Raw genomic sequence first — 14,526 nt, 5'->3', positions numbered from 1 at the left:
CACTTTAATTAGAACCCTATCCGCCTTGTCGTTGCAGAAAACGCTGGTTTCACTTCACATTCACCTTGTAATGCACTCAACCAATCCTGCACCTTTTGAAAAGGAGAAAATTGGTGACGACGAGCCACCGCAGCAAAATCTCCAGGCGTCAGCAGATTAAGCGATTCAATCTGACTTAAATCCTCTTTCGATAACAATGGCAACCCTAAAATTTCCGCTTGTTGTTTAGCAAAATCTAAACGTTGTTTAAGAGTTAAATAATCAAACTTCAATTTTAAATCAAAACGACGTAAGGCAGCTGGATCGAGTACCTCAATTAAATTTGTCGATACTACCATCAAGCCCTCAAAGCGTTCAATTTGTGTCAACATTTCATTCACTTGTGAACGTTCCCAGCTTCGATTTGCACCCTCTCGAGAAAATAAGAACGTATCCACTTCATCTAACACCAATAACGCATTATCAGCTTTCGCTTGTTCAAAGGCTTGAGAAATATTTTGTTCTGTTCCGCCCACATAAGGATTAAGTAAATCTGAGCCTTGTCTTAGCAACAACGGCATCTCCAACTGTTCTGCAAGCCATGCTGCCCAAGCAGTTTTTCCAGTTCCTTGGCGGACCATAGCAACAAATTCGCCCTTTTTTCGACCGTTTTAACCCTTCACTAATACGATGAATATTGTCATTACAAGCTACATAATCCAAGTTATAGTCGGCTTTGCTTAAAACAAGTAGTTCTATTTTCGGTTTATTTTGCGATTTTAATGTTTGATTAAACATCATGAGCAACGTCTCCGCAAAATTTGATGTATTGAGTTCCTTTGCCACCCGAATTGTGCGACTTAAAATCGCAGGCGTTAATGACCGCACTTTAGCAAAATGCTGCACATAGGCCGGGCTTAATTTTCCCTCAGTCAGTTGCGTAATCAGTGCTGACTTATTTTTCAATGGCAAATCTGGTGGCATTTCTAAAATAAGATCAAAGCGACGTAAAAAAGCAGGATCTATGCCAGAAACCGAATTCGATAACCAAATCATCGGCACGTTATTATTTTCCAATAACTGATTCATCCAAGCTTTATTTTTCTGCGCTATTGAACACTCAAAGAAACCAGCACGAAAAACATCTTCTATTTCATCAAAAATCAATAACGAAGATTGCCCTTCTAATACCTTTTGCGCAAAACGGCATTTATTCAAACGATCTTCAGCGCTAATCACATCCCCATCTTCATCCATGTAGGTAATATTATTTACCGAAACGCTCAACACTTTCCCCAACAAAGTGGCCAACTCCGTTTTGCCTGTACCTGGCGCACCATAAATTAAAATATTCGCCCCCTTTCTATGAGTAGCAAATGAGGACTGAAGATAATCCAACATCATTGTTTTCATCTCGTTTAAATGAGCAAAATCGTCTAAACTCAAACTAGGCTCAATAGCTAGTTTTGTACAAACTTTTAATAACACCTGTTCATTTAATGGTTCTGAGATGAATTCATCAAAATCTAACATTTTTCCCCAATCCAAATAGTCATGGAACCTATCTGGATTATAGTTTCGTTCAAGCAAGCCATAACCTAATAGTTTTCCCTTATCTTTTAAGGCAGAAATAATGTCTGATTTTGGCAAACCAAATAAATTTGATAATAACTCACTTACCCCTACCAAATTAGATTTTGGTAATGCCTCGCTCAATTTTTTCAACGGCTCATCTAAGCGTAGCTGAACCGATAAACGGAAAAGCGTCTGCTCAGTAGTATTCAATGATAATAATTGGGTCAGCGTATCAATATTTTGTTCAATAATTGGATTCTCGTTTGTATAAAGAGCGGTCAATTTTGGCAACGTTTTATTTCGTGCTTGTAATAATTTTTTTACTTTCGAACGAAAATCATCGCAACGCTCCATTTCACTCGGTAAACCTAAAGCCGCTGCAATATTGTCATAGTGCCAAACATTTTCATTAAAAACCTCTGCGAATCCTTGATATTCTAATAAAAGTTGCAACATTAATTTTTCGGTATAAGGGGAAACTGATGGTGGGTTAAGTTTGAATTTAGACATAATCATTACTCCAATAAAAAATGCTCAAACCTAATGGGTTTGAGCATAGTTTAAGAAGTAGAGCGACAGATTGTGTCGTTATGATTTAGAAATATTGGGAATTGGTGTGTTTAACAACATCCACATCTCTTCCCCATGCTTTAATATCTCCTCAGTTTTCCAATTATTAAGCTCTTTTGTTTTTTCCATCATTAAAGCCTGTTTTAGACTATCATAATTTTCATCTTGATAATAAGTACATTTAGCTTCAGGTGTTAAATTGCTTAAACGAGAGTTTTTACTTTGAGATAACAAATACAAGTTACCAAAATTATCTAAAGTCTTTTTCTCTAATCTCTCTAACTCATGTTCTTCTGAAGGGTGCTGTGGATAATGATGCTCAACAGAACTTCTGAATGTAAATCTAAATTTTTTCCAAATAGCCTCTTTATTTTTAATAGTTAACCATTTGTCATTTTCTGACAAAATTTCTACTTTTTGTTCTTGTTCTTGTTCTTGTTCGTGGAAAAATTTCCATAACTGATAATCTAATCGATTAAATATAAAGTTAGGAACATTTACTCCATCATCCCAATCTTTTTTATCTCCTGAGTTTAATTCAAATTCTACTTTATCCAATATAATATCTGTAATATCTTTTCCTTGGCAGTTATTACCAAAATAGAATTTATCACAAAGATCTTCTAGAAAATCAATATAGTTACTGGGAGTTATATTATCCTTATTCTTAAATAACCAACGTAATACAGCATACAACCAATTTTTATAACTATGAGATGTGTTAGAAACATGGAACATTGAAAGTAACATCACTGCTTTTTTTGTAGGATCACTATCCTTAAGTTCTTCATCATCATTTTTATTTTCAGTATTGTCACTAAATGAATTTTTATAGTAATAATTTGAACTACTACGCATAATCTTCCATAACGACCAATTTTCTTCTCCAGTTCTAATTGTGCTAGATTTGATAACATAACGATCAAAAAGATAGCGACAAGTAAATAAAACAAAAATGAACTTTCTAACTTCCCTATCATTATCTTTAAAGCTTTCTTCGTAAGACTTTAATAAGAACTTCTCATCTAATGACACATTTTGAGTAAAATCTTGATCTTTATTATATTCTTCTAAATAAATTCTTAAAACATGCATTAAGAAATTAGGAAAATTAATTACTGAAGTAAATGCACCATCATATTTATCTTCTAAATACCCATCTTTTATTTCTATTTTTTTCTTGCTATCAAGAAGATCTACGATTTTCTTTCCGTCCTCTTCTTTATTTCCTTTACCTCTATTAAGTTCATTGGCTACTTTTAAAATTTCCTTTCTAAAAACTCTAGGTGTTTTCTGCCAATCATTACCAAAAATGACTTCTCTTAACTCAGAGTTAACCCCCGTAACAACATAACGACTCATATCAGAACAAGCATCCCAGATTTTTGCAAATAATGATTGCTCAGATATTGGCAACTCCTTCATCAAACGAGCTTTTAGAATTTCATGCTTTTCAAGCTGTTCTCCACGTGTATTCATAATTTCGAAATAATAGTTTAAATCTGTACCTTCTGGCACTTCAGTTCGAATGATTTCAACTTTATCCAAAAGGAACTTTACAATTTCATCTTTATTATTCCCCCATTCATCAATTACTTTCTTAATTGTTTTTAATGCTTGTGAAAAATTACTTGGTAATTTTTCAGAATTAAGATTGGATAATGCTTGTTCAGATTCATCTCGATGTTCAAAAAAAACATTTCTAAAACCTAATTTGCCAAGATGATGCATTATTAACGTAAGTGTTGTTAGTCTTTGCTGGCCATCAATCACTTCAAAATCATCATTTTCTCGGCGATAGACAACTAAGCTTCCAATATAATATTTTTTATCTTGTTCTTTATTTTTTTCACAAGCATTTTTTATATCTTGAAGTAATGAACTAATTTCATTATCACCCCAAGCATAATTACGCTGGTAGATTGGAATAATATAGTTACATTTATTATCATTATCAAATAAATCAGACACGGTTAATGTTTTTACATATTTTATATTATTAGTCATCTTATACTCCAAAAACTTCTTTTATTTTACCATCTATATTTCCATTTACATTTGGAAAAGCTACTGTATCTTTAATTAACGAGAGTCTTAAAGGATATTTTAATACTTGAGATGGTGTTAAAGAACGCTCTATATGGGAAAGTAATCCACTTTTTGAGCAAGCTTCATCTTCTACTGTTTTAAATGGGATACGTTGATGTTTAAAGCGAATCAGGTAAACCCATAAAAATGCTTTACTTATAAATTCATCTAAATATACTTCACCAAATTTATCAAAATAGAATAATACGGTACATTCGAATAAATTTTTCAAATATTTATCCCCTACTCGATAGCAATACTCTTGATTGTTAAGAAAAGTATTTACGCCTTTTTCTATATCTTTACCGTTAATTTTTTTCACTTTATCAACAAGCCCACTTCCTTCTTTAAATAATTTTTCATAGAGCTCAGAATAATACTGAACATAATCAAAAAATTGCTCTCCATTTATTAGAGTTTGTATTGTTTGAAAACTTGTCTTCACAAATCTTGGATGATAAAACATAGGATTTTGTTGTGCTAATTTCTCTACAACCTTTGTTGAAAACAGTGGACTAAGATAAGGATAGGTAGCACCTTCTGATACACCTTTAAATGTCTCTAGCTCGTCCGATGTAAAAACCTCTCCGCTTTCTTGATAGTGCCATCGGCGTAATCTAAAAAGAATATAGTTGATAATTTTATCTAAGTTATTAATTTCTTGAGAAAGTGCAGATTTCTCCCAACGTTCAACACAATGATGAATAATCTCTTTTGGCTTATCTTCCATTTCTCGTAAATGATAAGCTTTCAGCAAATCATAAGATTCTAAAGGTTTCCCTCTTGAGTTTTGTGAGTCAAAAAATTGGAAGGCTTCGTCTAAATCATCTAATTCAACATAAACCATCTCACAAATTTCTAAAAGATACTTTTTAAATGCTTCCTTATGGGAAATAGAATAATTTTTAATAAAATTATAATTATTAATTATATTACTCTTACTAAGAGTATGTGCTACACCCTCATCTAATAAAGACTTATCCATGAATTTTTTTTCATTATTCAAATAATAAAGTAATAATGAAAGCGTAATTAAACGTTGCTGACCATCAACAATATCTAACTTTTCTTCAATTTTTTTAGTTTCTTTGTTTTCTTCATTATATTTATGTATTACCACTGTTCCAATTCGATAAACTTGTTGTTGATTACGGAAATGTGTCAGTAAATCATCAAGTAATTGTTGAACGTGTTTTATTGTCCATTTATATGGTCTTTGATAATCAGGAATGCTCAACTTCAAATCAAATACATCTTTAATCTTGAGTATTTTTGCTTTTTCTTCACTCATAATAATTTGGGTTCCTTAGAATATTTTTATAATATAAATCAAAATGCACAGATTATAACCGATAAATCATCATAAAATCCTTGTTTAGCAATTAATTTACGGCAAACAGTCAATCTTGATTTATCATTATCATATTGTTTCCAAATCTTTTCTCTTACTTCAGCAGAAAGGCCATCTGTTAATCCATCAGAGCAAAGTAATAAACTTTCTCCTTGCTGAATTTCAGTTTCTTGATAAAAAATTTTATCTTGAAATTCAGAATAATCGGCGACTAAACAAGAAGAAACGCCACCATAAATCGTGGCAAAATCGTCTTCTTTTTTATCGAGGAAATCAGCCAATAATTCAGAAAGAATTGAATGATCTTGGGTAATCTGTTGCCAGTTTCCTTGAGTATCAATCAAATAAGCACGACTGTCGCCTACGCTCAGAATTTTCGCTTTACGGGTAATTTGATCAATTTCGGCAGCCACAAACGTGGTCGCCGAACCGAAATAATCCTCCGCTAATTCTGCTGATAAACTGGATTGTAAATCGTAGATCGTTTGGCGACTTAGGCTTTCCATTTTGCTTAATAATTGCATAGCCAATTTGCTCGCTTTTTCAGGTCGGTTGTTATTGGAAATTCCATCTGCCACGCCCACAATAAAGTGCGGTCGGTTTTCAAGACATTTTTCAGCTGTTTTGAGTTTATATTGAAACACCGCTTCGCCATTAAAAAGAGCATCTTGGTTGTGTCGCTTGTTGCTGCCAATTTGTTGGCAGAAGGTAATTTCGCAAAAATTTTCCATTATTCAACCGCTTGTTGAGAAGGATTTAGAAGGCTATCAATCGCTTTTAGGGCATCTAACGCTTTCATTTCTAGACTTAAAAAGTGCATTTTCGGCACACCTTCATCTTGTGGGTTAATACGGATAAATCCGCCCTTTTTTGCTTTCGCCGTACGCTCAGAAAAGCGACGCACAGTTGGAATGGCTTTCCCTGCCCCCAGTTCGATGACGACGAGATTTTGCACTTCTTTTAACCACGATTCTAACCGCACTTTTTTAAAATCCTGATATTGACTTGCGTAACTCCAATCATTAAACATTAGTACATTTTGACGAGCAAAGCCCCCACAATAAGGACAATGTGGTTTTTCACTGGTTAAACATAAGTTTTCATTGTCCACGACAGGTTGAAAACTTGATGCAGACCGACTTAATCCTCGACAATTATTGACACACTGAAGACGCTCCAAAGTACCGTGTACTTCATAAACATGGCTATCATCAAAACCAGCCTTTTGAAAATGCCCATCAACATTACTCGTAAAAACAAAATATCCGTGAGATTTAGCTCCCGCCCAGCGTTTTAAAATCTGATACCCTTCGTGAGGAATAGTATTTCGGTATTGAACTAATCGATGCCCATAAAACCAATAGGCAAGTTCCTGATTATGCTTATAAGCTAGTGGTGTCGCGATGTCTTCAAAAGATATATTATGTTCTTTAAACATAGGATAAGCATTCCAAAATCCACCAACGCTGCGGAAATCGGGCAGCCCAGAATCCACGCTCATACCCGCACCAGCTGTAATTAAAATGCCATCCGCTTTGCGAATAAGTTCTAGTGCATAATTTAAATCATTTTTCATAATACTTTTCTCTGTCCATTTTTCATTGGTGAAATAATACCCGCTTGTTCCAACTGTTCTAAAATTTGCCCAGCTCGATTAAAACCCAACATAAATCTGCGTTGAATCATTGAACAAGATGCAAATTTTTGTTGTTGCACATATTTTTTTACATCCTCAAAAAGTGGATCTCTTGCCATAATTACTTTCATTGCCATTATTTGCTCCTTTTTCTTAATTAAAGGCTTTATAAATATGTAAGAAGTAAAGAATTTCTCTTTATGGAGAAATTATATGAAAGGAAGCGACAATTTGTGTCGTTTGCGAATGTTGAAAGCGGTTATTTTTAAAAGATCTTTTACAAATAAGATTATCCTTATTGCAATATGTATATTTATCTGGTTATATATACATGTAACTTTATTAAGGAAAAAATATGAATAACCAAAATCCGATTGAAATTTACCAAGCTCAAGATGGCACAACGCAAGTGGAAGTAAGATTTGAAAATGACACCGTTTGGCTTTCCCAGGCGCAGATGGCAAATATTTTTGATACTAGCTCAGATAACATAAGCCTACACTTAAAAAATATTTTTAATGAAGCAGAACTTGATGAAAATTTAACTACCGAGGATTTCTCGGTAGTTCGACAAGAAGGAAAAAGGCAAGTTACTCGTAAGGTTAAACATTATAATCTGGATGCTATTATTTCTGTAGGCTATCGAGTGAAGTCTAAGTCTGCAACAAATTTTAGAATTTGGGCAACTGCACGTTTAAAAGAGTATCTGACTCAAGGCTATACTATTAACCAAAAACGTTTACAGCAAAATGCTCACGAATTAGAACAAGCACTTGCGCTTATTCAAAAAACGGCAAATTCAGCGGAATTAACGCTAGAAAGCGGTCGTGGATTAGTGGATATTGTCAGCCGTTATACGCATACCTTTTTATGGCTACAACAATATGATGAAGGTTTACTTACTGAACCACAAACACAGCAAGGTGGTACATTACCGACTTATGCCGAAGCCTGTTCTGCACTAGCAGAGTTAAAATCACAGCTGATGGAAAAAGGTGAAGCAAGTGATCTGTTTGGACGTGAACGAGATAATGGCTTATCTGCGATTCTAGGTAATTTAGATCAAAGTGTATTTGGTGAACCCGCTTATCCAAGCATTGAAGCAAAAGCAGCGCATTTACTTTATTTTGTCGTCAAGAATCATCCTTTTTCAGATGGTAATAAACGTAGTGGTGCATTTTTATTTGTAGATTTCTTACATAGAAATGTGCGTTTGTTTGATCATAATGGGCATCCAGTTATCAATGATACTGGGCTTGCAGCGCTCACTTTATTAGTTGCAGAATCTGATCCGAAACAAAAAGAAACGCTTATTAGGCTTATTATGCATATGCTTAAACATAAGCAAGATAAGTAATGATAAATAGCGACCGAAGTCGCTATTTATTTAAAAAGTGCGGTTGTTTTTCTATGATTTTTTAATTTTCTCCAATAACTCAGCGATCACTTTCGGAACGCCCTCACCCGCTTTTTCTTTTATTGCAATCACTTTCTTACGGACAAATCCTGTATTGGGATTTAGATCAATCAAATAGATAAGTGAACCATATGGAGCGAGATTTACCAATCCATTAGCGGGATAAACCTGTAATGAAGTGCCAATAACAATCACAATATCTGCCTTTTTCACTAGCTTTTCTGCTTTAGGAAACATGGGTACATTTTCCCCAAAAAAGACTATATGTGGACGCATTGGATGACCGTGATTATCCTTATCCTCTAACAGTTGATCACCCAAACATGGAACAATGTAATCGGTATTAAAACTACTGCGAGCTTTGTTCAGTTCACCATGTAAATGGAGTACGTTAGTACTTCCCGCTCGCTCATGTAAATCATCCACATTTTGGGTAATTATATGAACTTCATAAAACTCTTCCAATTCAACCAAAGCTAAGTGTGCAGCATTTGGCTCTGCAGCTTGAGCATTACGGCGTCGTTCATTATAAAACGCCAATACTTTTGCACGGTTTTTCTTTAAGGCTTCGGGTGTACAAACTTCTTCTACTTTATGCCCAGCCCATAAGCCATCTTCCGCTCTAAAAGTAGGAATACCACTTTCAGCACTAATTCCAGCGCCCGTTAATACCACGCAAATTGGTTTATTTTTCACTGTCATTTTTCACGCTCCTTTTTGTTGTAAAATTTCATCAATCGCTCTATCCCTTCCCATCATACCTAAAGAATTTCCCGCTTTATAAAGTGGTTGATAATTATAGCTTTCAATATGCAAGAATGGCTTCTCTGAAAGGCGTTGGAAATATTGTTTTAGCAGTGATTTTGAGCGTAATAACACTTCATATTTCGCTTGAATATGAGCACACATAGCTTCAATACGCATTTTAAATTCATCACTGAGATAAGGGCTGATAATTAAATAAATCGTTCTGTGTTCGGTTGCTGTTTCATCTGCATAAACACATGCCAAATTAAACACTTGCCATTTATAGCGATCCGCAAAAGTACCAATGACTCGGCTTTGCTCCTCAGTTTCAACTTGCACGAGGGCGGCTGGCTTTTTCAAACAATCTTGCAACACATCACTTGGTGTAAAAGGTCCACAGCCTAAGTAAGATAAGACACAATTCCAATTAGCAAATTGTTCTGTACCAAAATGAACATGTTCTCCTTGAAATTTGCCAGCACCATTTTTAGTGCGATCATCAATTAAATAATCGCCTTGGTTGAGATTTTTATGATGGGATAAAATCAATCGTTTATATAAGGCTGAACCTTTTTCTTCACCGAAATAATGTTGAATCCATTTTACTTTATCACTCCAAGCGGAAGGATTATGCCAAGGAGCAGTAGAAAGCACATAAATATGATATTTTTTCATCAATTTATGCACCGCACAAATCGCGTTAGGCATTGGCTCCATTAAGCTAAAAATACCCTCTACTTCATCATATCGACCTTCATATTCTCGCTTGGTTTTATCATCTAGTTTTGCAATACCTGATGGAAAATCTACCATCACATTATCCATATCAATGTACACAATCTGTTTCATTTGAATGTCCTCTCTTCAGATAGATTTATCATAAAGCGCAAAGCGACAATTTATGTCGTTATACTGTTTCTTCTAAATATACTCGCTCAATTTCTTGATAATTTTCACCAAAGTGAGCTATCCACCACTCCAGCATTTGACTTTCGATCACAGTTGCTGAAATTTCATAATCATCCCCAGAATCTTTTACTGTTTGATCTGTTGATAATGGTGTTTCTGTTAAAAATCCACCAATATCTTTATTAATACGGAAAGTTAATCGAATTTTTCGACCATAGGTAAAACCAAACTTTTGGCTTTCTACATAAGATTTCAAATTAAAATCAGGGCGTTCAAATATCATTGTACTCACTATTACCTTAAGCAAACGATGCAAAGCCAAGTGTAAAATATCACCATTCTCATATTGTGCGACTAAATAGCTGCTTGGTCCTTGTTGTACCAAAGCCAATGGCTTAACCTGTGCCTTATGTTCTTTACCGTGAATACTCCGATAATGCACCTGTAAAAATCGATTTTGATAAAGTGCGGTGCTAATTTGAGAAAAAATTTCTGGATTGATTTTGGCAGGTAATAACGGCTGACTAGTTGGCGCAATAGCAACTTTATTAAGCCATTCTGCCCCTGATTTTTTATGGCTGTCATAAACCAAATTATATTCGGCCTGTTGAAAGAACGCTTCCATTGAGCTCATAATGCTAGAAGGCAAAATGCCATTAAGATATTGTTTAGCAAGCATAAGCACAAGTGATTGCTGTTCATTTAAAATCGGTAAATCTAAGCCTTTAGCATTTGATTTCCATCGGTAGCCATAAGGTTTATCACGCATATCACGCTCAATTTCAAATTGTTGAGACAAACTTTCTAGCTGGCGTTGAATTGAACGAATATCACGTTGAACGCCAATATCAGCAAGTTTTTGTAAGATTTCTTCGGCAGTAATAAAACGTGTTTTTGGAATAAGGCGTAAAATTTCAAGTTGAATTTGAAGTGCTGTTAAGTTTGAGGACATTTTATCTCCCAAATTTGAAAAAAATCATTATAAAAAATGCTGGAAAATTCCAGCATTATACTTTTTAAATCCGTCTGACTTGCCAGAAGGCTTTCGACCAATAAGGGTTATTCATTGAAGAATAGACGACTCCCCCTCTAGTGGAAGCATGAAGGAATTTGTCTTCTTTTACATAAATCCCCACATGATAGCCATTAGGGCCGCGGCCGGTTTTAAAGAAAATTAAATCACCCGTTTGAATATCTTCTTTGCGGACATGTTTACCATAATTGGCTTGCTCAGTTGTACTTCTTGGTAAACGAAGATTAAAACGATCGAAGAAAGTTTTCTGCACAAAACCAGAACAATCTACGCCACGACGTGAAACACCACCGAGCACATAAGGCGTTCCTGCCCATTCATGTTGTTGTTCGCTCAACATGGCTATGGCCATAATAGGATCGCCTATTTGGCCTTTATAGTTCATCGCATAATCATCGTTTTGAAAACTGGAACAAGCGAATAAAAACAGCGAGGCAGTAGCGATTAAAAATGATTTATATACTTTCATACCTTTTCATATGAAAAGTGCGGTAGAAATTCACCGCACTTTTTGTTGCTTACTATTTAGTTTTTTCCACACGAGCACGTAACTTTTGCCCTGGTTTAAATGTCACCACTCGGCGAGCAGAAACCGGCACAACATCACCAGTTTTCGGGTTACGCCCTGGGCGAGATGACTTATCACGTAGTTCAAAATTACCAAATCCTGATAATTTTACATCATGACCAGATTCTAGCGATGAACGAATCTCTTCTAAAAAGTTCTCCACCACATTTTTCGTATCGTATTTAGATAACTGATATTTATCACTTAAATATTCAATAATATCAATTTTGGTTATCGTAGCCATATTAATCCCTTAATTCAGCATTAAAGCGTTGTTTTACCTCCGCTAATACTGCTGAAATCACTGCATTAATTTCTTCATCTTCAAGTGTTTTTTCATTATCTTGGACAGTTAAGCTAATAGCTAAGCTCTTATAGCCTTCAGCAACACCCACACCTTGATATACATCGAACAAGTTCACTTGCACCAATTTTTCGCCACCTGCTTGTTTACAGGCTGCGATTAATTCCCCTGCTGGTACGTTATCTGCTACGACTAAAGCTAAATCACGACGGTTTGCTGGGAATTTAGAAATTTCTTTTGCTTGTACCACATTACGTGCCGCAATTGCATTCCAAAGAATTTCAAATACAAAAGTTTTGCCATTTAAGCCAAGTTTTTGGCTAATAGATGGATGAATTGCACCAATAAAACCAATTTCTTGACCATCTAATTCAATAGCAGCAGATTGGCCAGGGTGTAATGCATCAAATTGTTTTGCAACAAAACGAACTCTATTACCACCTTCTGTTAAAGAAAGTACTGATTCTAAATCGCCTTTAAGATTAAAGAAATCAACAGACTCTGCTTTACCTGCCCAATGTTCAGATTTTGCCGTTCCAGTAATCACCGCACTTAAAACAAATTCTTGACGCACGCCAAATTCAGCATTGGCATCTGGCACAAAACGTAATCCTGTTTCAAATAAACGAACGCGGGATTGTTGGCGATTTTGGTTATAAAGCACTGCACCTAATAAACCACTCATTAAAGACACGCGCATTGCGGACATTTCCACAGAAATTGGGTTTGGCAAAACAAGTGCTTCTTGATGTGGATGTAATAAACTTTGAATTTTTGGATCCACAAAGCTATAAGTAATGGCTTCTTGATAATCTGCATCCACAAGTGCGGTCTTAATTCGAGCTAAATCTAAATCAGATTCTTTGTGCTCACGCATGCGGAGATGCGCTAATGGTGCATTATTTGGAATGCTGTTATAACCATAAATACGTGCCACTTCCTCAATTAAATCTTCTTCAATTTCAATATCAAAACGCCAGCTTGCAGAAGTTACTGTCCAAATATCATTTGCATAAGTAACATCGAAACCAAGACGGTGGAAAATTTCTGTTACGCTTTCTGTTTCAATATGATGACCTAAAAGTGCATCTAATTTACTACGGCGAAGTTGAACAGTATTAACTTTAGGAAGATGAGCTTCACTGCTTGCTTCACAAATCTCACCCGCTTCACCACCACAGATTTCAAGCAATAATGCGGTTGCTCGTTCCATTGCTTTACGCGCTAATTCAAAATCTACACCACGTTCAAAACGGTGTGATGCATCCGTATGTAAACCATATTGTCTTGCTCGGCCTGCAATCGCTAATGGAGCGAAAAATGCGGATTCTAAAATTACATCTTTCGTTTCGCTATTCACGCCACTGGCTGCACCACCAAAGATTCCTGCCATTGCTAAAGGACCATTTTGGTCAGCAATTAATAAAGTATTTGATTGAAGTTTTGCGGTTGAGCCATCTAATAATACTAATTCCTCACCCTCTTTCGCTAAGCGAACTTGAACAGGTTGTGCAACTTTAGCCGCATCAAACGCATGCATTGGCTGACCAAGCTCAAGCAAAATGTAGTTAGTAATATCAACAATTGGATCAATAGAACGAATACCGCAACGACGCAATTTTTCTTGCATCCACATTGGCGATTCAGCCTTCACATTAACGTTTTTCACCGCACGCAATAAATAACGAGGGCACGCTTCTGGAGCTTGTAAATCAATTTGAACTTTATCAGAAATTGTTGCTGGAACTGCTTCAAAGTGCGGTTGATTTACCGGCTGTTTATTTACCACGCCAATTTCACGCGCAATACCTGCAATACTTAAACAATCCGCTCGGTTTGGCGTTAAGCTAATTTCGATGGCATTATCATTTAAACCTAAATATTCACGTAAATCTGTACCGATTGGCGCATCAGCTGGCAATTCAATAATACCGTCAGCTTCAACATCAATACCTAATTCAGAAAATGAACAAAGCATTCCTTCTGATGGTTGACCGCGTAATTTCGTTTTCTTAATTTTGAAATCGCCCGGTAATACCGCACCTTCTGTTGCGCAAGCGACTTTTAAGCCTTGACGACAATTTGGTGCACCACACACGATATCCAATAAACGATCACCGCCTACGTTCACTTTAGTTACACGTAATTTATCCGCATCTGGATGTTGTGCACATTCCACCACTTCACCAACAATGACACCGTTAAATTTACCCGCAACGCTTTCCACGCCATCTACTTCTAAGCCAAGCATGGTAATTTGCTCGCATAATTGCTCGGTGGACACCGCAGGGTTCACCCATTCTCTTACCCACTGTTCACTAAATTTCATTTGTTATTATCCTTTTAATT

12 protein-coding genes and 1 pseudogene are annotated in these 14,526 nt (G+C 35.7%); 1 reads left to right on the top strand and 12 read right to left on the bottom strand.

What is annotated here, in order from left to right:
- Positions 1-8: 8 nt before the first annotated feature.
- The 6 genes and pseudogenes from DV427_RS08345 to DV427_RS08320 form a co-directional block, all read right to left on the bottom strand.
- Positions 9-2,064 (bottom strand): annotated as a pseudogene (locus DV427_RS08345) (AAA family ATPase).
- A 78-nt stretch (positions 2,065-2,142) separates the two neighbouring features.
- Positions 2,143-4,131, bottom strand: coding sequence for a DUF262 domain-containing protein (locus DV427_RS08340; RefSeq protein WP_114891995.1), 1,989 nt, complete (start codon positions 4,129-4,131; stop codon positions 2,143-2,145).
- Position 4,132: 1 nt separating this feature from the next.
- Positions 4,133-5,503: a DUF262 domain-containing protein gene (locus tag DV427_RS08335; protein WP_114891994.1), complete on the bottom strand. Its 1,371-nt coding sequence runs from the start codon at positions 5,501-5,503 to the stop codon at positions 4,133-4,135.
- A 38-nt stretch (positions 5,504-5,541) separates the two neighbouring features.
- On the bottom strand, positions 5,542-6,294 hold the full coding sequence (locus tag DV427_RS08330; protein ID WP_005709237.1) for a PP2C family protein-serine/threonine phosphatase: 753 nt from the start codon (positions 6,292-6,294) through the stop codon (positions 5,542-5,544).
- Positions 6,294-7,139 (bottom strand): SIR2 family NAD-dependent protein deacylase, encoded by an 846-nt coding sequence (locus tag DV427_RS08325; protein ID WP_114891993.1) that lies wholly within the window; start codon positions 7,137-7,139, stop codon positions 6,294-6,296. The genes DV427_RS08330 and DV427_RS08325 overlap by 1 nt, the downstream gene beginning before the upstream one ends.
- A complete protein-coding gene (locus DV427_RS08320; RefSeq protein WP_009500514.1) occupies positions 7,136-7,336 on the bottom strand; it encodes a DNA translocase FtsK in 201 nt (66 codons plus the stop codon). The genes DV427_RS08325 and DV427_RS08320 overlap by 4 nt, the downstream gene beginning before the upstream one ends.
- Before the next feature lie 218 nt (positions 7,337-7,554).
- Between DV427_RS08320 and DV427_RS08315 the strand changes: the two genes are divergently transcribed.
- Positions 7,555-8,556, top strand: coding sequence for a virulence RhuM family protein/type II toxin-antitoxin system death-on-curing family toxin (locus DV427_RS08315; RefSeq protein WP_114891992.1), 1,002 nt, complete (start codon positions 7,555-7,557; stop codon positions 8,554-8,556).
- 51 nt (positions 8,557-8,607) lie between these two features.
- On the opposite strand, the gene DV427_RS08310 is transcribed toward DV427_RS08315, so the two are convergent.
- From DV427_RS08310 to pheT, 6 genes are all read right to left on the bottom strand, one after another.
- Entirely contained in the window at positions 8,608-9,318 is a 711-nt protein-coding gene (locus DV427_RS08310; protein WP_114891991.1) for an SIR2 family NAD-dependent protein deacylase, read from the bottom strand.
- A 3-nt stretch (positions 9,319-9,321) separates the two neighbouring features.
- Positions 9,322-10,212, bottom strand: a complete 891-nt coding sequence (locus DV427_RS08305) for a 5' nucleotidase, NT5C type (protein WP_114891990.1) — start codon at positions 10,210-10,212, stop codon at positions 9,322-9,324.
- 58 nt (positions 10,213-10,270) lie between these two features.
- Positions 10,271-11,224, bottom strand: a complete 954-nt coding sequence (locus DV427_RS08300) for a helix-turn-helix transcriptional regulator (protein ID WP_114891989.1) — start codon at positions 11,222-11,224, stop codon at positions 10,271-10,273.
- A gap of 64 nt (positions 11,225-11,288) precedes the next feature.
- Complete coding sequence (locus tag DV427_RS08295) at positions 11,289-11,774, bottom strand: NlpC/P60 family protein (RefSeq protein WP_046950270.1); 486 nt, start codon at positions 11,772-11,774, stop codon at positions 11,289-11,291.
- A 52-nt stretch (positions 11,775-11,826) separates the two neighbouring features.
- On the bottom strand, positions 11,827-12,117 hold the full coding sequence (locus tag DV427_RS08290; protein ID WP_005662477.1) for an integration host factor subunit alpha: 291 nt from the start codon (positions 12,115-12,117) through the stop codon (positions 11,827-11,829).
- 1 nt (position 12,118) lies between these two features.
- A complete protein-coding gene (gene pheT, locus DV427_RS08285) occupies positions 12,119-14,506 on the bottom strand; it encodes a phenylalanine--tRNA ligase subunit beta (RefSeq protein ID WP_114891988.1) in 2,388 nt (795 codons plus the stop codon).
- Between the last annotated feature and the right edge of the window lie 20 nt (positions 14,507-14,526).

The organism is Haemophilus haemolyticus, from assembly GCF_003351405.1.
Lineage (GTDB): Bacteria > Pseudomonadota > Gammaproteobacteria > Enterobacterales > Pasteurellaceae > Haemophilus > Haemophilus haemolyticus_N.
Note: the sequence above shows the minus strand (reverse complement) of the source record. Positions and strands in the feature narration are given on the sequence as shown.